This is a genomic window from Streptococcus sp. 1F3 (assembly GCF_054968985.1).
The window spans coordinates 7345-27467 of sequence record NZ_JBUEQR010000015.1 but is presented as its reverse complement, the minus strand read 5'-3'; the positions used below and the strand labels follow the sequence as shown (position 1 = coordinate 27467).

The 20123-nt window shown below is 43.8% G+C and carries 18 protein-coding genes; 2 read left to right on the top strand and 16 right to left on the bottom strand.

Translation table 11 applies throughout. From position 1 onward, the window contains the following. Positions 1 to 47: 47 nt before the first annotated feature. From ACVPON_RS01265 to ACVPON_RS01215, 11 genes are all read right to left on the bottom strand, one after another. Positions 48 to 1424, bottom strand: a complete 1377-nt coding sequence (locus ACVPON_RS01265; protein ID WP_462875396.1) for an acetyl-CoA carboxylase biotin carboxylase subunit — start codon at positions 1422 to 1424, stop codon at positions 48 to 50. 16 nt (positions 1425 to 1440) lie between these two features. Further along, complete coding sequence (gene fabZ / locus ACVPON_RS01260; RefSeq protein WP_462875394.1) at positions 1441 to 1863, bottom strand: 3-hydroxyacyl-ACP dehydratase FabZ; 423 nt, start codon at positions 1861 to 1863, stop codon at positions 1441 to 1443. Beyond that, complete coding sequence (gene accB, locus ACVPON_RS01255) at positions 1860 to 2312, bottom strand: acetyl-CoA carboxylase biotin carboxyl carrier protein (protein ID WP_462875392.1); 453 nt, start codon at positions 2310 to 2312, stop codon at positions 1860 to 1862. Before accB ends, fabZ begins: the two co-directional genes overlap by 4 nt. Then, a complete protein-coding gene (gene fabF, locus ACVPON_RS01250) occupies positions 2313 to 3545 on the bottom strand; it encodes a beta-ketoacyl-ACP synthase II (RefSeq protein WP_462875390.1) in 1233 nt (410 codons plus the stop codon). 11 nt (positions 3546 to 3556) lie between these two features. Beyond that, a complete protein-coding gene (fabG, locus tag ACVPON_RS01245) occupies positions 3557 to 4291 on the bottom strand; it encodes a 3-oxoacyl-[acyl-carrier-protein] reductase (protein WP_462875388.1) in 735 nt (244 codons plus the stop codon). A 3-nt stretch (positions 4292 to 4294) separates the two neighbouring features. Further along, positions 4295 to 5218: an ACP S-malonyltransferase gene (gene fabD / locus ACVPON_RS01240; protein WP_462875386.1), complete on the bottom strand. Its 924-nt coding sequence runs from the start codon at positions 5216 to 5218 to the stop codon at positions 4295 to 4297. A gap of 759 nt (positions 5219 to 5977) precedes the next feature. Next, positions 5978 to 6934, bottom strand: a complete 957-nt coding sequence (gene fabK, locus ACVPON_RS01235; protein WP_462875384.1) for an enoyl-[acyl-carrier-protein] reductase FabK — start codon at positions 6932 to 6934, stop codon at positions 5978 to 5980. Between the two features lie 357 nt (positions 6935 to 7291). Next, the gene (locus ACVPON_RS01230; RefSeq protein WP_135029799.1) at positions 7292 to 7516 is read right to left on the bottom strand and encodes an acyl carrier protein; all 225 of its coding nucleotides are present in this window, start codon (positions 7514 to 7516) and stop codon (positions 7292 to 7294) included. A gap of 168 nt (positions 7517 to 7684) precedes the next feature. Further along, complete coding sequence (locus tag ACVPON_RS01225; protein WP_462875381.1) at positions 7685 to 8662, bottom strand: beta-ketoacyl-ACP synthase III; 978 nt, start codon at positions 8660 to 8662, stop codon at positions 7685 to 7687. Then, positions 8659 to 9093: a fatty acid biosynthesis transcriptional regulator FabT gene (gene fabT / locus ACVPON_RS01220; RefSeq protein ID WP_462875379.1), complete on the bottom strand. Its 435-nt coding sequence runs from the start codon at positions 9091 to 9093 to the stop codon at positions 8659 to 8661. The genes ACVPON_RS01225 and fabT overlap by 4 nt, the downstream gene beginning before the upstream one ends. A 175-nt stretch (positions 9094 to 9268) precedes the next feature. After that, positions 9269 to 10060, bottom strand: a complete 792-nt coding sequence (locus tag ACVPON_RS01215; RefSeq protein WP_462875377.1) for an enoyl-CoA hydratase — start codon at positions 10058 to 10060, stop codon at positions 9269 to 9271. A 916-nt stretch (positions 10061 to 10976) separates the two neighbouring features. On the opposite strand from ACVPON_RS01215, the gene ACVPON_RS01210 reads away from it, so the two are divergent. Further along, positions 10977 to 12326, top strand: coding sequence for an aspartate kinase (locus ACVPON_RS01210; protein ID WP_462875375.1), 1350 nt, complete (start codon positions 10977 to 10979; stop codon positions 12324 to 12326). Between the two features lie 143 nt (positions 12327 to 12469). Here ACVPON_RS01210 and lacD read toward each other — a convergent pair whose 3' ends face one another. The 5 genes from lacD to secA form a co-directional block, all read right to left on the bottom strand. Next, positions 12470 to 13468 carry a tagatose-bisphosphate aldolase gene (gene lacD / locus ACVPON_RS01205; protein WP_462875373.1) on the bottom strand — a complete coding sequence of 333 codons (999 nt, stop codon included), beginning with the start codon at positions 13466 to 13468 and terminating at the stop codon, positions 12470 to 12472. Positions 13469 to 13546: 78 nt separating this feature from the next. Continuing rightward, entirely contained in the window at positions 13547 to 14695 is a 1149-nt protein-coding gene (nagA, locus tag ACVPON_RS01200; RefSeq protein WP_462875371.1) for an N-acetylglucosamine-6-phosphate deacetylase, read from the bottom strand. Between the two features lie 259 nt (positions 14696 to 14954). Then, positions 14955 to 16058, bottom strand: coding sequence for an alanine racemase (alr, locus tag ACVPON_RS01195; protein WP_462875370.1), 1104 nt, complete (start codon positions 16056 to 16058; stop codon positions 14955 to 14957). Beyond that, the gene (gene acpS / locus ACVPON_RS01190; protein ID WP_462875368.1) at positions 16039 to 16410 is read right to left on the bottom strand and encodes a holo-ACP synthase; all 372 of its coding nucleotides are present in this window, start codon (positions 16408 to 16410) and stop codon (positions 16039 to 16041) included. The genes alr and acpS overlap by 20 nt, the downstream gene beginning before the upstream one ends. A gap of 74 nt (positions 16411 to 16484) precedes the next feature. Next, complete coding sequence (gene secA / locus ACVPON_RS01185; RefSeq protein ID WP_462875366.1) at positions 16485 to 19010, bottom strand: preprotein translocase subunit SecA; 2526 nt, start codon at positions 19008 to 19010, stop codon at positions 16485 to 16487. A 196-nt stretch (positions 19011 to 19206) separates the two neighbouring features. Between secA and ACVPON_RS01180 the strand changes: the two genes are divergently transcribed. Continuing rightward, positions 19207 to 20123, top strand: a 917-nt coding sequence (locus tag ACVPON_RS01180) for an ISAs1 family transposase (RefSeq protein WP_462875364.1), incomplete at its 3' end; no start/stop codon positions are given.

The window sequence follows — 20123 nt, the reverse complement described above, 5'->3', positions numbered from 1 at the left end:
AGCAAAATTTGTCATTTATACCGACCAACAGCCTGAAGAGAAGAGAACTACAGTATGTCTAATTCCTCACGATACCGTGGTAAAAACTCCTCCATAAGGTAGGCTGTATCGTAATCACCTGCGACCACGCCTTTATCTCCAATCAAATCCAATTGGAAGTCTGTATTCGTCACAAGACCATCAATTTCTAACTCATACAGGGCTCGCTGCATTTTCATCAAGGCTTCAAAACGATTCCTACCATGGACAATGACCTTGGCAATCATGCTATCATAGTAAGGAGGTATCGTATAGCCCGGATAGACAGCTGAGTCCACCCGCACCCCGACCCCACCACTCGGTAGGTAAAGATTGGAAATTTTTCCAGGACTTGGAGCAAAGTTAAGAGCTGGATTCTCGGCATTGATTCGGCATTCAATGGCATGCCCATGAATCACAATATCTTCCTGACAAAAGCTCAATTCTTGACCTGCGGCAATACGAATCTGCTCTTTCACAATATCAACACCCGTCACAAACTCGGTCACAGGGTGTTCTACCTGCACACGGGTATTCATTTCCATAAAGTAAAACTGACCACTTGCTTCATCTAAAAGAAATTCGATGGTCCCTGCATTTTCATAGCCGACTGCCACTGCTGCCCGTACTGCTGCCTGACCAATTTTTTCACGAAGAGTTTGTCCGATGGCAATAGAGGGGGCTTCTTCCAGTACCTTTTGATTGTTACGCTGAAGCGAGCAATCCCGCTCACCCAGATGTACAACATGACCATATTGATCCGCCAAAATCTGAACTTCGATATGTCTTGCAGGATAGATGACGCGTTCCAAATACATAGCCCCATTGCCAAAAGCAGCCTTGGCTTCACTTGAGGCAGATTCAAAGGCTGATACTAAATCCTCCGCTTTTTCTACCTTGCGAATCCCTTTTCCACCACCACCAGCTGAAGCCTTGAGCATGACAGGATAGCCTATTGCTGCTGCAATAGCAAGTGCCTCGTCTGCAGTCATCATCTCCCCATCAGAACCCGGTATAACTGGAACATTTGCCTGAATCATCTGCTTACGAGCATTGATTTTATCCCCCATCATGTCCATGACCTCTCCGGACGGCCCGATAAATGTGATGCCCACTTCCTTACAGAGGGTTGCAAAGGTTGAGTTTTCACTTAAAAAACCAAAGCCCGGGTGGATCGCTTCTGCTCCTGTAACAACTGCTGCAGAAATAATGGCATTCATGTTCAAATAGGAATCTTTCGATCTGGCTGGACCAATGCAAATCGCCTCGTCTGCCAAGATTGTATGGAGAGCTTCTCTATCAGCTGTTGAATAAACCGCCACCGTTGCAATCCCTAATTCACGCGCTGCTCGAATGATGCGCACGGCAATCTCTCCACGATTGGCTATCAGTATTTTCCGAAACATGCTCTCCCTCTTTCTTTTAACTCCCAATAGCAAAGGTCAAAATGCCACTAGCTGCTATCTTTCCGTCTACTTCTGCCTTGGCTTCTACAACCGCAATCCTACCGCGACGTTTGACAAAACGAGCCGTCATAATCAGCTGATCACCCGGCACGACCTGCTTTTTAAATTTAACCTTGTCCATGCCTGCATAAAAGACCAGCTTGCCCTTATTTTCTTCTTTTGATAATTCTAATACACCTGCTGTCTGTGCCAGAGCCTCCATAATCAGAACCCCAGGCATAACAGAATAGTTTGGAAAATGACCATTAAAGAACGGCTCGTTGATGGTCACATTTTTAAGGGCAACAATCTCATCTTCCTTGACTTCCAACACCCGATCCACCAAAAGCATGGGATAACGGTGTGGAAGGGCCTCTTTTATTTCTTGAATATCTATCATACAATCCGTACCAACCCCTGTCCAAATTCAACCACATCTTCATTTGCAACCAAGATCTCTGCAACCTTACCATCACACGATGCAGGAATTTCATTCATGACCTTCATCGCCTCGATAATCATCACCGTCTGCCCTTTTTGAACCGTATCACCGACAGAGACAAAGGCTGCTTTATCTGGTGAAGGGGACAAATAAGCCACCCCTACAAGTGGACTTTCAACCACTGTCCCTTGGCTAGCTATATCAAGTGTAGCTGCTGGCATAGCTTGCGCTTGAGGAGTTCCGACTGCTTCTGGCACGTCAACGGAACTTGCTACAGGTCTCACCGCTTCAGCCCTGTGTTCATTTTTGCTGAAAACAAGTTGAACACCATCATCTGTATATGAAAATTCACGTAGGCTTGACTGGTCAAATTGGCTCATCAAATCCTTAATTTCTGTATTGTTCACTTAAACCTCCCAACGTTTAAAGGCAAGGACTGCATTATGCCCACCAAAGCCAAAGGTGTTCGACAGGGCATAGCGAATCTCCATGTCACGACCTTGACCGTAAATAACATCTGCCTCAATATCATCCGATAATTCTTGAGTGCCTGCTGTTTTTGGAGCGTAAGAATGACGCATCGCCTCAATTACCGCAACCGCCTCTATCGCACCTGCAGCACCTAACAAGTGTCCCGTGTAAGACTTGGTAGAAGAAACAGGAGTCTCTCTACCAAATACTGCTACAATTGCTTGGCTCTCTCCCTTTTCATTGGCTGGAGTAGAGGTTCCATGGGCATTGATGTAATCAATCTCTTGCGGTGTAAGACTAGCTTCAGCAAGCGCCAACTTCATAGCCTTGATGGCACCGAGACCTTCTGGATGAGGAGAGGTCATATGGTAAGCATCGCAGGTATTTCCATAACCAACAATTTCAGCTAATATAGTCGCCCCACGTTTTTCCGCATGCTCCAGGCTCTCCAAAACCAGAACAGCTCCTCCTTCTCCCATCACAAAACCATTGCGATCCTTATCAAAGGGAATGGAAGCTCTGAGTGGATCTTCCGTAGTGGATAAGGCTGTCAAGGCTTGGAAACCACCGATAGCAAAGGGGGTAATCGCGGCTTCTGAACCTCCGGCTAAGATAATGTCTTGAAAGCCGAATTTGATTTCGCGAAACGCTTCACCAATGGCATCATTTGAAGAAGCGCAGGCAGTAATCACACATTTACAAATACCATTTGCTCCCACCTGCATCGCAATATTTCCAGCAGCCATATTAGGCAGAGCCTTAGGAAGGGCCATTGGGCGAATACGCTTGGCTCCTTTGGTATTCATCTTTTCAACCTGCTCTTCGATTTCCTTAATTCCACCGATACCAGTTGATAAAACCACACCAAAACGATCATGGTCAAGGCTAGCTGTCTCTAGACCTGCGTTGGCAATTGCTTCATGGGCTGCATACATGGCATAAAGAGAGTAGAGATCATAGCGATTCATATCTTTTTTGACAAAATACTTATCAAAAGGAAAATCCGTCACTTCTGCTGCATTGTGGACACTATAGTCACTTGTATCAAATTTGGTAATGGGTGCAATCCCAATTTTTCCATTCTTTAAGCTATTCCAAAATTCCTCAGGCGTATTGCCAATCGGCGAGGTTAAGCCGTATCCTGTTACTACTACACGGTTTGTTGTCATATCTTGCTCCTTTATTGCATCGTTAAGCCGCCATCAATAGCGATGACTTGCCCGGTAAGGTACTCTTGGCGGGCTAGGAAAACAGCGACTTCTGCTACTTCTTGTGCTTGACCAAAGCGTTTCATCGGAATGTGTCCCAGCATGGCTTCTTTCATTTTATCTGGTAATACAGCTGTCATATCCGACTCGATGAAGCCTGGTGCAATCGCGTTGACACGGACATTGCGTCCTGCTACCTCACGAGCAATGGATTTGGTAAAGCCAATGACCCCCGCCTTAGAAGCTGCATAATTCGCTTGACCGGCATTTCCTATCAATCCTGAAACACTAGACAGGTTGATAATAGCCCCACTCTTTGCCTTCGTCATCGGTTTCAAAACAGCCTGTGTCATGTTAAAGGTTCCGGTTAGATTGACCTTTAGCACTGCTTCAAAGTCATCTTCTGACATTCGAAGCGCTAGACCATCTTTGGTAATCCCTGCATTATTGACGAGGATATCAACAGACCCTGCAAGCTCAACTGCTTGTCCAACCATGCGCTTGGCATCTGCTTGATCAGAAACATCTCCGATCACCACATGAACCTCAACACCGTAACCAGCAAAACTCTTCAAGACTTCTTCTGTAATGTTCGTTCGACTGTTTAAAATGACATTGGCACCTTGCCTTGCAAACCCATGGGCAATCCCCAGACCAATGCCTCGACTAGAGCCTGTAATCAATACGTTTTTTCCCTTTACTTCCATCTTTTATTCCTCCATCATCAACGCTTCAAACGTAGCGAGATTTTCGACCTGTTTGGTACTTACTGAACGGTCTATTTTTTTTAAAAATCCTGATAAAACTGTTCCCGGACCAATTTCAATAAAGTCTGTTATACCTGCTTCTTGCAAGCAGGCAATCCCCTCATAAAAACGAACCGGCTCCATCACTTGGCGGGTCAAAAGGGGGACAATCTCCTCCTTGGTCATGACTTGGGCAAGGGTATTGCCAACCAAGGGAATGGCAAAGTCTTGAAAGGAAATCCTTGCTAGGGCTTTCTCTAAACGCTCTGAAGCAGGTTGCAATAAAGCCGTATGAAAGGGACCTGATACATTGAGCGGAATCATCCGCTTCACACCCGCATCTTTTAGTAAAGTAACCGCCTCGTCAACTGCAGCAACTTCACCACCAATCACAATTTGACTAGGAGTGTTATAGTTGGCAGGCGCTACAATTCCATAGCCTGATGCAGCCTGACAGGCTCTTTCAATGATCGCCACATCAGTATTTAGCACGGCAACCATTTTCCCACTACCTGCTGGAGCAGCCATCTCCATATATTCCCCACGCTTCGCCACCAAGTCAACTGCCTCTTTAAATCCCAAGGCACCTGAAGCCACTAAGGCGCTATACTCTCCAAGAGATAAGCCAGCCACCATGTCCGCCCTTACTCCCTTTTCTTCCAGCAAACGCCAAATCGCAACCGACAATGTTAAAATAGCAGGCTGAGTATAGCGGGTCTGATTGAGTTTCTTTTCATCTGAGTCAATCAGCTCTCGGATATCATAACCAAGGACACTTGTCGCCTCATCAAACGTTCTTCTTACAATTTCATACTGATCATACAAGTCCCGACCCATACCCAAATATTGGGTCCCTTGACCAGCAAATAAATAAGCTCTTTTTGTCATTTTATCCTCCGCTCCTTGTCATTTTTTCTGTAACTATGCGAATATTATATTCATTTCCTTTGCCTTTTATGACTTCAACGATTGTGGAAATTCCGTTTCCTGATTTCCAACTTCCAATTATCTTCTAGTTTTCGCTTTGAGTTTTTAACGGGCTTTGTATCTTGTTATAATTGAGTTCGGACTAAGAGCTGTGTAAAAAAGATAGGCAGCTGTTTCGGCTTTAGCCGATTACAGCTGAGAATCCCTTTAGGGATAAATCTTCGTCAGATTTCCTATTTTGGTGTAGCCGTTGCGAACTTTGTTCACTTACGGATACGGAAGAAACTATCCAGTGGAGAGTTTCTTCTCTTGGTACACTTTGTGCTTTAACAGTCTAAGGATAGACTGTTAAAGATTGGAAATAAAACGAGTGAAACTCGTGTCAAACGCTCTCGTATCTTAATTGAACACAGCCTACGAGCTGTGTAAAAAAGACCGTAACAGAAATGGGTTGAAATACAGTGTATTAGCGGTAGCTAGCTGGCTATTCCCTCCATTTCATTTGTGACTAGCCTAGCTAGCCTCGCAGGGGTCTCGCAACGAAGTTGCAAGCAACTTCTGCTCGGCCGCCTATTTTTACTTTGCTCGCTTTACGGCTTTTGTAGCTTGGTTTAACTGAACACAGCCTACGAGCTGTGTAAAAAAGATAGGCTTCCTTGGGGCATCGACCCCTGCGTCAACCTCCTATTTTTACTTTGCTCGCTTTACGGCTTTTGTATCTTATATTTCCCAACGTGCGGCTTGTTCTTTGATGACTTGTGCTGCACCGTCATAAATATCGCGTAAAATCTCCGCACAAGACTCTTCCTTACAAATCAATCCTGCAATCTGACCTGCCATGACGGATCCATATTCTACATCACCATCTACTACAGCATGCTTCAATGCACCTGCTCCCAATTCCTCAATGTCTTTACTATCCTTCAAACCACGAAGAAAGTCTTTTTCCGCATTCGCATAAGCAGTTGACAGCTTATTTTTAAGGGCACGTACAGGATGGCCGACCACCTGAGCAGAGATGGTCGTATCAATATCCTTGGCCTTGAGAATCTTAGCTTTGAAATTTGGATGGGCATTGGATTCTTTTGCAACAGCAAAACGAGTTCCCACCTGAACAGCCTCTGCACCTAGCATAAAAGCTGCTGCGGCACCGTGACCATCCGCAATCCCTCCAGCTGCAATGACTGGAATCGAGACAGCTTCCACTACCTGCCGCACCAAGGTCATGGTTGTTAATTTTCCAATGTGACCGCCAGCCTCCATTCCTTCTGCAATGACCGCATCTACACCTAGCTTTTCCATTCGTTTTGCAAGTGCGACACTTGGAACAACTGGAATGACGGTGATCCCTGCTGCATGGAAACGTTCCATGTATTTTCCGGGATTTCCTGCTCCAGTTGTCACAACTTTTACGCCCTCTTCAATCACTAGGTCCACAATGTCATCCACAAATGGAGATAACAGCATAATATTGACCCCAAAAGGTCTGTCCGTTAAGGCTTTAACCTTGTCGATATTCGCTTTCACAACTTCTTTCGGAGCGTTTCCCCCACCAATAATCCCTAGACCACCTGCATTTGAGACCTCTCCTGCTAAATCACCATCCGCAACCCATGCCATTCCACCTTGGAAAATCGGATATTCAATATCAAGTAGCTCTGTTATTTTTGTCTGCATCTTGTCCTCTTTTCAATTCTTCATTTGCTTAGCTAATCATTTGACCATCAAATAATTAACTAAACAAGGAAGCGGGATTAGCTATCCCACTGCCTATGCAAAAATACTTTGATAGTTCAATGTTTTGGTTATCAAAGTATATGCCCTGAAAAAATGCTAGAAACTAGCATTTTAATACTTTCTAAAAACCAACTTCTAGCGAAATAAGGAACCTACAGATTGTGAAAGAAGAGGCTACATCAACAAAAGGGTGAATGCCTCTAGCCCCTTTACATTTGACAGCTTAAGCCCTAGGCTTAGGAATCAAGGCTTCTGCAAAGTTCATTCATAGGGTAGGAAGATGATTTTTAATCTGTATTATTTTGTTTGCTCTTCTACATAGGCTACTAGGTCGCCCACCGTGTTTAAGCCTTCTTCAGAGTCGATTTGAATATCAAACTCATCTTCAATTTCTGAAATGACTTGGAAAAGATCCAACGAATCTGCATCTAAATCTTCAAATGTTGTTGCAAGAGTCACCTCTTCAGCGTCCTTGCCAAGTTCTTCAACGATGATTGCTTGTACTTTTTCAAATACTGCCATGATAGTTCTCCTTTAAGAAAATAATAAAATGTTTACCCTTTGAAATGCAAATACATACATCATGAGCCTGTGTGGTGAATGTTCTCTTCCACCTACAACTGCATCACCCAGTCTGATTTGAAACTTCTCTGAGTATTTAATTTAATAACTGTAAAAACAGTTCATTAACTAAAGTTTTAATAGAATCGCTCCCCAGGTAAGACCTCCACCAAAGCCACACATGACAAGCGTCTGACTACCATCAAGAAAAATCTTTCCTTGCTCTACGCACTCCGATAGCAAAATCGGAATGCTTGCCGCACTGGTATTGCCATATTCTTCCATATTGGCTGGAAATTTCGCTAGGTCACTTCCCAATTTCTTGACCATTTTTTCCAAAATTCGGCGATTTGCTTGATGTAGTAAATAATAATCTACATCCGTATCTGCTAAGCCCTGACAAGTCAGTAGGTCTTGTATGGTCTTTGTCACATCACGAACGGCAAATTCAAAAATGGTCCGTCCTTCCATTTTCAGATAGGGTGCCTTTTCTCCTACATCTGAAAAAGGTGACGCCAGCCCCGAAATGCCCGACTGTAAATCCCTGCCCCTACTCCCATCTGTCCGATGGATTTCTCCGAGAAAAGACGGCTGGTGGCTTGCCTCTAGCAAGACCCCGCCTGCACCATCTCCAAAAAGAACAGCTGTGCTCCTATCTGACCAGTCAATGGTTTTCGAAAGGGTCTCTGCTCCAATCACGATTCCCCTTTGATAGCGCCCTGATGCAATCAACTTCTCAGCAGTTGACAAGGCAAAGACAAAGCCTGAGCAAGCTGCGACTAAATCGTAGGCAAAGGCATGGCTCGCACCAATCCTTGCCTGAACACGTGCTGCTGTTGACGGCATGGCTGAGTCTGGGGTAATCGTTGCTACGATAATAAAATCAATCGTATTGGGAGGATAGCCACTTTTTTGTAAAAGTTGCTTGGCTACCTGCGTAGCTAAATCACTCGTCTCTTCGCTTTTGGTAATATGACGCCTACGAATCCCTGTTCGCGATGCAATCCACTCATCACTCGTATCCATTAACTGTGCCAACCTATCATTGTCAATGACTTGTGCTGGTACATAATGAGCTACCTGACTGATTTTTGCAAAGGTCGTCATTTTAAATCCTCCAGAAAATGGTAGAGCCTCAAGAGGCCTTTTTTCATGACCTTAAATTCGGCTTCATCCATATCTGATGTAATTTGGCGCACCATTTCATTATGAAATCGTTGGTGCAAGCGATAGACCAATCGTCCCTTCTTCGTCAAATGAAGGTGAACCACACGGCGATCTTTGGTAGATCGAATCCGTTCAATATAACCTTTTCGCTCCAAATTATTCAAACTGGTTGTCACCGTACCTAGTGTAACCATCAAAGCACGGGCAACATCACTCGGAGTAACACCGTCTTTGTTACCGATGACATCAATTGTGTGCATTTCTTTGATTGAAATATCCTTAAAACGACTTCCTCGTAGACTAGTCTCTTCAACAATGAGCACATTATTAAAAATGGCAGTCAGATATTCATTTATCTTTGCATCTTCCACAATCGAGGACCTCCTTACATACTTTGACTATCAAAGTATACGATAGATTTGTTTGACTGTCAAATATTTTCTGTTACAGCAGATAAAAGTCAAGAATCATCGCACTGAAGCCCTAAAGGATTTTCTCGCTTTTTGTATTCCCTCCTTTTCAGAATAAAGATCTGCTTTGAATCACTTATAGCCCTGTAAAGCGGGGTCTCCGACGTTCAAAATGCGCTCGAACCCCCTCTTTGAAATCTTCCTTAAAAGCTAGTTCGCCCTGTAAACTCAACTCCAACTGGGCATAGTCTTCCCATTGCTCAAATTCACTTTTCCACATCAATTCCTTAATGGCTCGATAAGAATTGGAAGAATGTCGTAAAAGACGTTTCAGCAGTTGCTGGCAAGTCTTCGCCAATTTATCCCGCTCCACTACTCGGTAGACAAGCCCATATTCCAAGGCTTTTTCTGCTGTCAAGCTCTCACCTGTCATCGCTAACTGACTGGCACGGGTGACACCAATACTACGACTGAGTAAGAACAAACCTCCTGCATCAGGTGCCAGACCAACTCCTACAAAAGCCTGAATGAATTTAGTCTTATCAGAAGCAAGGACAAAATCTGCTGCAACAGCCATATTAGCTGCAGCTCCTGCTACTGCCCCGTCCGTCAGCATGATGACTGGCTTAGACAACTTCTTCAAGGAAAAGGAAATTCGGTTGACTAGCTCTGCAATTCGAACCAAGGAAGCAATGTCATCTTCTTCTACCGCCCGCTTCATTTCTGCCAAATCCCCCCCGACTGAAAAAACCGCTCCCTCCGCCTGAATCACCAAGATAGCTACCTCTACGGATGCAGCAGCCTTTCCAATCGCATCTAAGATTTCCTCACACATGGGAACATTAAAACCGTTTGACACCTCTGGACGACACAAGGTCAATCTCGCAATTTCTTCTGTTACTTCGTATCGAATAGTTGTATAGGTCATCTTCTTCCTCCTTTTTACACTACGAAAATCATCTTTCATAAATTAACAATATCCTGCCCCGTTCCAGTACAGCCTGCAAGTCATTTAGCTTGTGATTTTCATGGAACATTACTTTGATTCCTCAAAGAAATAGGTTCCATCTATTGGAGCTATTCTACCACATATCTCCCAGAAAATATCAAATCCTAGTGTGACAGCCGAAAATATCTAGTTCTAGAAATAAAAAAGAAGCCTCATACTCAAGGACAACTAAACACAAGGACAGCAATGACAGGCAAGAATCGACAGCCAGCTACCGCTAATAAAAAAAGGAAACTAGCTATAGAGACCCCCTTTTAGGGAAAAGAACAAATCGTATACTCATTTCGTTTAACTTTTATTACTTCGACGATTGTGGAAACTTCGTTTCCTTATTTCCAACTTCCCATCATCTTCTAGATGAATTGTGGAAACTCCGTTTCCTTATTTCCCACTTCCCATCATCTTCTAGATGAATTGTGGAAACTCCGTTTCCTTATTTCCAACTTCCAATCATCTTCTAGATGAATTGTGGAAACTTCGTTTCCTTATTTCCCACTTCCAATCATCTTCTAGATGAATTGTGGAAACTTCGTTTCCTTATTTCCCACTTCCAATCATCTTCTAGATGATTGGAACTCGCTTTGCCGGACTCTACGATTGTTACTGACTATCGTCAGTATGATTTCCAACCTTCAACAGTCCTTAGACTGTTGAAGCAGCCTGCAGCTCCTTTCCTAGTACTAAAAGTAAACGAAACAACTATACATCCAACATTTTCTTACTAACCTACATTTTTATCCAACGACCTTGCCTGAACTTTCCTATCGCATCTACTGACAAGCCTAGCAGTTTTTGCTATAATGATGAAAAGCATAAAAGGAGATTGAAACAGTTTATGAAAGTGACCAAATTTGGTGGTAGCTCTCTTGCCTCTGCTACCCAACTTGAAAAAGTATTCAACATCGTTCAAGCAGATCCTGAACGCCGATTTGTTGTTGTATCTGCTCCTGGTAAGCGCGATAGTAGCGATACCAAGGTGACAGACGCCTTGATCAAATACTACAAAAACTACATAGACGGAAAAGAACTCACCTCTAGCCAAAGGTGGATTATCAACCGTTATCAAGCTATGGTGGACGAACTTCAGTTTCCAGGCAAATGCATGAAGAAAATTACAGAAAGCATTCTGAACCTGGCAACACTTCCAATTGAGGACAATGAATTTCTCTACGATGCCTTTCTAGCAGCAGGTGAAGATAATAATGCCAAATTAGTCGCCGAATATTTCACTTATAAAGGAGTTCCTGCTCGCTACATCCACCCCAAACAAGCAGGGATCATTGTCAGCTCAGAGCCTGGCAATGCACGCATCTTACCCTCTAGCTATGATAAAATAGAAGCACTAAGCGAAGCAGATGAAGTCTTAGTTATTCCCGGATTTTTTGGAGTAACGGTTGATAACCAAATTTGCACCTTCTCTCGCGGGGGATCCGATATTACTGGCTCTATTGTAGCGGCTGGTGTTAAGGCAGATCTTTATGAAAACTTCACAGATGTAGATGGAATTTTTGCAGCCCACCCTGGTATCATTCACAACCCGCACTCTATCAAGGAATTGACCTACCGTGAAATGCGGGAATTGGCTTACGCTGGCTTTTCTGTCCTTCACGACGAAGCCTTGCTACCTGCCTATCGCGGACGCATCCCTCTCGTCATTAAAAATACCAATAATCCAGACCATCCTGGTACACGAATTGTCCTCAAACACAGTGACGACACCTTACCTGTTGTCGGAATCGCAGCAGATGATGGCTTTGTCAGCATCAATATGTCCAAATATTTGATGAACCGCGAAGTTGGGTTCGGTCGCAAGGTCCTTCATATCTTAGAGGATCTCAATATTCGTTGGGAACACATGCCGACTGGAATCGACGACCTCTCCCTTGTCTTACGCAGTCGCGAACTAACCCCCATCAAAGAAGAAGAAATTCTCCGTCAACTCAATTCTAAGCTCGAAGTGGACAAGGCAGAAATTGAATATGGTCTCTCCATTATCATGATTGTCGGAGAAAATATGAAGAGCCATGTCGGGGTAACAGCAACGGCAACGGCTGCCCTTTCCAAAGAAAATGTAAACCTAGCCATGATTTCCCAAGGTGCAAGCGAGGTATCTGTCCTTTTTGCTATCAAAACAGAAGAAAAAGAAAAAGCCCTCCAAGCCTTGTATCAAGCCTTTTTCGGATAAATACAAGATACAAAAGCCGTAAAAAACATAAGACAATCTAGCTTTTTCACACAGAGTTTAGGGCGTATTCCGTTCCATTATAAATAGAAACTAAATGGCTATACCTAAAAATCCAACTCAATCAAGAGTTGGATTTTTACATTCTATTTTACTTCTACCTTATCCAGCCAAGAACTTGCGGTTGTTGCAAGAACGCTGTTCAATTCTTCCATATTCTGACGACCTTGGTCTGCCAACCAAGCCTTAGCTGCTGCTTCACCTTCCTTGGCAAAGACTGCAACTGCATCCTTCCAAGTAGCACGACCACAAAGTACTCCATTGAAGCTAGAACCCGCTTCTTTAGCTACTACTAGGGTTTCTTGGAAGAGCTTAGCAGATACACCTGCACTCAAGAAAATAAACGGCAAATGCGTTGCTTCTGCCTGCTCCTTGAAGTAGGATTTGGCCTCTTCTAAACTGTAGACAGGCTCTTGATCCGTATAACCTTCAACAAAATTCATATTGACAGGCACTTCTACCTTCAAAACATCTGCATTGTAACGTGGCTTGCTAAATTCACGCATGGCACCATTAACCTTATGTGGTTTCAAGGCTGCATACTCACGTGAAGTCACATCCATATCGCTCGCATCATAGGTCAGGATTTCCACAAAGTATGGAATATCTTCTGCGATACACTCGCTACCGATACGTTCCACCCAAGCATGCTTGATATCATTGATCTCTGGCTTATCATCCACATCATAATAGAGCAAGATTTTCACGGCGTCTGCCCCTAATTCCTTGATCCGTTTCGCAGACCAATTCGGAAGCAAATCAGGTAAGCGACCTGGTGTAGAGGCATCGTAGCCTGTCTTTTCATATGCGGCAATGAATCCACAATCTACATGGCGCAATTCAGCTGCTGGTACACCATATTCTGCGTCCAACAAGATAGAACTTGCATACTGGGTCAAATCGCTTGAGATAACCTTCTTGAAGTCCACCAAGATATCATCACCAAAATCAGCGTCTGCTGCTGCTGACAAGAGGCGCTTCAAGGCACCGCGTTGGTCAATCGCAAGAGCTGCAATCACTTTTTCATCATTTGATAGACGAACTAAATGATCGTATTTTGCCTGTGAGAGTTGTAATTTTTCCATTATCTTCCTCCTAGATAAAGTAGAATATAAACAATAATAACTGGCTGTTTGCCAATAAACTATCCGTCATTAAAACTGCTAAGCACCGAAACGTTTGATCCCGTCCAAGTAAGTTGCCTGCAGGTGGCCTTTGTCATCTAATACGATGAAATCCGCAGCACGGCCTGCTACAATCTGCCCACAAACATGATCAATATGAACAGATTTTGCCGGTGCAAGTGAAGCCATACGAACTGCATCTGGTAGACTTGCCAAGCCCCACTCCACGATGTGCTCAACTGCCTGAATCAATTCCAAAATGGAACCTGCTAGACTCCCATTATGCTTCAAACGAGCTGTCCCATCTTTGACGACCACTTCAAACTCACCTAGACGGGAATCCCCTTCTCCCTGACCGCCGGCACGCATACAATCTGTAATCAGGACGGTTCCATCCACACCACGCGCTTTCATCACAATTTCAACCGCTGCTGGATGCACATGGTGACCATCACATATCACTTCTGCAAAGACATCTTTCAAGTCAAGGGCTGCACCGACCATTCCTGGCTCCCGGTGATGAAGCCCACTCATACCATTATAGACATGTACAAAAATAGTTGCACCTGCTTCAACTGCTTTTTTTGCCTGGTCATAGGTCGCATCACTATGAGCTAGTGCAGTATGAATCTTTTTCTCCTTGGCAAAGTGGATAAATTCCTCTACTCCGTCTCGCTCTGGAGCAATAGCAATCTTATTGACCAAGCTCTTAGACAAGCGATGCCATTTGTCCAATTTTTCCACAGACGGATCACTCATATACTTAGGATTTTGCGCTCCCTTGTATTTCTCAGTAAAAAATGGCCCTTCAAGGAAAATACCTTGAATCTTAGCACCCTTTTCCTGACCTGCATGGCGACCAATCGTTTCACAGACCGCATCCAAATTTTCTGTCGAGTCTGTCAAGGTCGTTGGCAACCAAGATGTCACACCACACGACAAGAGCCCCTCTGAAATCACTTTGACACCTTCAAAGTCATTATCCATAACATCATGGGAAGCGTAGCCATGGATATGGGTATCAACGAGACCCGGACCGACATGATAGTCTGAATAGTCTATAATATTGCCGTCTGGTTTTTCCGTTAAAATTTCACCAAATTGACCATCATCTGTAATTTCAAGGTAGGCATGCTCTATCTCTCTATCTGACAAAATAATGGACTTGGCAAAAATATAGTTTGACATATAGTCTCCTTTCTATAAGACTAAATTCTACTTGAATTAACATATTAACTAGAAACTGGTTATAACCTCTCTTCTTATTGTACTCACCTTTTTCCTAATTGTCAAGTTATTTCTGAAGGAATAACTGCTTTCTACTATTTTTTCTAGGAGTTGTTTCACCAGTCTATGCCAGACTGGTGAAGGTTGGAAATAGAGTTGTGTCGTTTGCTTTTATACTCAATAAAAAACCAACCATCTGCCTAAGCAAGATGATTGGGGTTTAGTCATAATAGCGGGGAATGCGACTAGATAAGGCACAGACCACTTCGTAGTTAATCGTTCCGAGGTGATCTGCCCAATCTTGCACAGAAACAGTCTGCTGCCCACTGTGACCAATCAAGGTTACCGGTGTTCCCACATCATAGCGCTTTGGCAATCGAACAGTAATCTGATCCATAGAGACACGACCAACAATCGGACAGAACTCCCCCTCAATGAGGAGAGAAAAGCCCTGCATAGCCCTCAGAAAACCATCTGCATAGCCGATCGGTACAGTACCGATATATTCAGACTGAGAACTATGGTAGGTTGCACCGTAACCGATACTTGACCCTGCCGTCACTTCTTTAACATGGACTAGTTCAGACCTTAACTGTAAGACCGACTGGATCGGATAGGGCAAGGCTAACTCATGGCCACTCGGATTGAGACCATATAAAATATTACCTAGGCGAACCATGGTAAAGACTGCTTCTGCATGCCAAATACTCGTTGCTGAATTGCTTGCATGAACGCAAGGGGGGACTTGATGCACTTCGGCAAGTATTTCTTGAAATCTTGAAAGTTGCATCTGAAAATGACAGTCATCTTTTTCATCAGCTGTTGCAAAATGAGTGAATATCCCTTCGACCACTACTCCTTTTTGTCTCAACTCTTCCATAGCTTGATTGAGGGTCTGACTTTCTCGAAAACCAAGCCTTCCCATACCTGTATCCACTTTGAAATGAACCTGCAATCCTTGTACAGAAATCCCCCTCTCAAGCAACTGCTCCACCCAGTCTAAACTTGCAACCGTTAATATAATCTTCTCTGAAATTGCTAGTGATACAACCTCTACTGGTACTACTCCGAGAACCAAGACCTGCTGCCTGATTCCTGCCTGTCGCAGTTCTAAGGCCTCGTCCAAGTTGGAGACACAAAAACCATCTACTTGACTTTCCAGATGCCTCGCAACCGCAACTGCTCCATGTCCATAAGCATTTGCCTTCACTACCGCAAATGCCTTGGTCTGCTCAGGCAAGTGGCACTTGACCTGCTCCAAGTTATCTGAGATAGCTGACAGGTTGACTTGAATTTTCGTAGGTCTATGAATACTTGCTTTCATCTATTTCCTCCAAAATCACACTGGCTTGAACAAAAGTAGCAGAATGGCTAATACTGAGCCATGCCTTGGCTTTGACGGGGGACTTAGCGATATAAGGAGCCCCCTTTTTATCTGTCAAAATTTCAATGTCTTGAAAGCCAACCTTCCCAATCCCTGTCCCCAGTGCCTTGGCAAAGGCCTCTTTTGCAGACCATCGCCCTGCTAAATATTCTAGCTGGCGACGATTTTTTAGCTCTTTAAAACGGGCAAATTCGTTTTCAGTTAATACCTTCCTAACAAATCGCTCGTGCCTCTTCATTGCTGCTTCAATCGCAGCGATTTCTTGTAAATCTATTCCGTGTCCTATAATCATTTACCAAAAAAGAAGGAGAGAATCCGCATTCAACCGAATGCTGGATCCCCTCACTCCTCCCTCATATTTTCTTCCTATAACTGTCTCCGTCCATGACAGTTCTTGAATTTCTTACCTGATTGGCATGGACAGAGATCGTTGCGCTCCACTCCCTCAAAATGGACCTGCCCACTGGTCGTAGTTTGAGCTGGAACGATATTTTTCACAGCTGTAGTATGTGCTTCATTGCTTGTACGCTCTCGCTCGATATTGTCATGGATTTGCGCCTTCATCATGAGACGGGTTACGTCAAACTCAATAGAACCAATCATATCATTGAATGTTGTAAATGCCTCTGACTGGTACTCTACAACTGGATTATTCTGGGCATAACCACGCAGACTAACTGCATTGCGCAACTGATCCATTGTATCAATATGATCCGTCCAGCGATTGTCCACTACACGCAGGATCAAAACCTTCTGGAATTCACGCACGCGATCTTCATCACGCAACTTAGCTACTTGGCTGTCATAGACCTCAACTGCACGGTTGTACAAGTCATCGACCATTTCTTGTTCTGATTTACCTTCTAAGTCAGATAGGCTGATAGAATCTTCTGGAACGAGATTGATTTGGGCAAAGTGTAGGATGGCTTGTACCGCCTCATCGCGCTTGCTTGCCTTATGATCTGCCACTTGGCGCTCGATGGTCCGCTTGATCATCGCCTTGATTTCTGGAGCCAAATCACGGTCAGCAGTAATAACGTCTTGACGCTGGCGGTAAATAATCTCACGTTGCTCACGCATCACATCGTCATATTGAAGAACTTGCTTCCGAGAATCGTAGTTGTTTCCTTCTACACGTTTCTGAGCACTCTCCACTTGACGGGTCAACATCTTAGACTTGATAACAGACTCTTCTTCGGTCAAGTTCATTCGTTCCATAAAAGCCTTAATCCGCTCTGAGCCAAAACGCTTCATCAAGTCATCTTCCAAAGAGAGGTAGAATTGAGATTCACCTGGATCACCTTGGCGACCTGAACGACCTCGGAGCTGATTATCAATCCGACGACTTTCATGACGTTCTGTACCGATCACACACAGTCCACCAAGCTCACGAACACCCGGACCTAGCTTAATATCCGTACCACGTCCTGCCATATTGGTTGCAATAGTAACCGCACCACGTTGTCCCGCATTCATGATAATTTGTGCTTCACGATAATGATTTTTAGCATTCAACACTTCGTGGGGAACACCTGCTGCTACCAAACGTTTTGAAAGATAATCAGAGGTCTCTACTGCAACAGTCCCAACCAAGACCGGTTGTCCTTTTTCATAGCGAGCCTTGACATCTGCCACAACCGCATTGAACTTATATTCCAAACTTGGGTACAACAAATCTTCATGGTCAATACGGGCGATTGGACGGTTGGTTGGGATAGGAACAACCCGGATATTGTAGATTTCTCTAAATTCCTCTTCCTCTGTTTTACCTGTACCAGTCATACCCGCTAGTTTATGATACATACGGAAGAGATTTTGATAGGTAATAGAAGCACTTGTTTTTGATTCATTCTGAACGGGCACTCCTTCTTTAGCCTCAATCGCTTGGTGAAGGCCATCAGAATATCGACGACCTTCCATGGTCCGCCCTGTGAATGGATCAATAATCATGACCTCCTGCTCATCATTTACCAGGTAATCAATGTCATAAGTCATAATATAATTGGCACGAAGGGCATTATCAATGAAATGTGTCAATGCAACATTTTCAATATCATATAGATTCTTCAGTTTGAAGAAGCTCTCTGCCTTATCAATTCCAGAATCAGATAGGCTGATGGTTTTGGATGGAACATCGATAATATAGTCAGCTTCTTCCAATGATTTGACCAGATTGTCCGCCAAGAAATACAATTGGTTGGTTTCTGAACTTTGCGCACCTGAAACAATCAAAGGCGTCCGTGCCTCATCGATTAAAATAGAGTCCACCTCATCGACCAAGGCAAAATTCAAGGGACGTTGTACCATGTCTTCCGCACGAACAACCATGTTATCTCGAAGGTAGTCAAAACCAATCTCTGAGTTCGTCGAATAAGTAATATCACAATTATAGGCTTCCCGTTTTTCAAGAGAAGACTTGGCTGCTAGGTTGATCCCTACAGAAAGACCTAACCAAGCGTACACTTCCCCCATTTCTGTAGCATCACGGCTTGCTAGATACTCATTGACTGTAACAACGTGCACTCCCTTACCAGACAAGGCATTTAGGTAGACCGGCATAGTTGCTGTTAGGGTCTTTCCTTCCCCTGTACGCATCTCTGGCACATCACCATGATGGAGAACAATCCCTCCCATAATCTGAACAGGATAAGGATAGAGACCAAGAACCCGTTTAGCAGCCTCACGGACAACTGCAAATGCCTCATATAAAAGATCATCAAGGGTCTCACCCTGATTGTAACGTTCTTTAAATTCTACTGTTTTAGCCTGCAATGCAGCATCTGATAAAGCCGCCATCTCATCTGCATAGGCACAGACCTTATCCGCCATTTTTTCTAATTTTTTTAATTCACCTTTATCATTTTCGATAATCGTTTTTAAAATATTTGCCATTTTATTCCTTACTTGTATCGATTCTTATTTTATATTCCCCTCATTATAGCATGTTTCCCCTCTACTTTCAAGAATGAGCGTGGTCTTTTCACGCCAAACGCATGAAACTGAAATAGTTTCAGAAATGGTATGTAAGCGATCTTATCATAGCGCCCAGTGCCTAAAAAGTGGTATCCTATTCATAGGAGGACATTTTATGCATGAGTTTATTCTTTTGATTGATGAGTATAGTGATGAGTTGGATCCACGTCAACAGTCTAAAGTCCGTCATCCCATGTCCCTCGTCTTGCTTCTGGTTTTTATCTGTGAGCTAGCAGGTATTGAACATTGGAATGAGATGTCCGATTTTCTACTCTACAACCAAGCTATTTTAGAGTCTCACCTCCCCTTAAGGCATGGAATTCCCTCTCATGATACGCTAGAACGTGTTATGAGCATGGTAAGTGAAGGTGTCATTGAGGAGTTGCGGACCTGCTTTACAGACCAAGTGCTCCTTGATTTTTCAGACAATTACCAGCGAATCCTCTCTATTGATGGTAAAACAATGAAAGGGAATGCTAGTGCAGCACAAAAGCCCCTCCATATAGTAAGCTGTTTTGAAGGACGTACAGGGATTAGCCTAGGGCAGGAACGTGTCTTGGAAAAGTCTAATGAAATCGTGGCTATTCCTTGGTTACTTAGGAAAATAGATATCCGAAAAGCCGTTGTTACGATTGATGCCATGGGAACTCAGAAGAATATAGCTGAGCTGATTCTTGATGCCCGTGGTCAATACTGCTTATCCGTTAAGAGAAATCAGCCTACATTATATGAAGATATAGTGGAGTATGTTCAAGATAAGGGGTTCTTAGAGAAGTTAGAACAACAAAAAGAATGTTATTATCGCACGCTTGAACAGAGCCGAGGTCAGATAGAGACAAGGGAATACTGGGTATGTTCTTATGCCAAAACCAAGTGGCTTTCTGAGCGTCATCCAGGCTGGAAGCAGTTACGTTCGATAGGGATTAGTCGCAATCGGATAGAGCGAAATGGAGAGATTCATGAGGAGATGCGGTATTATATTCTTAGTTTTCAGCCAAGTGCAGAGCTGTTAGCGTCATGTGTGCGAGGTCA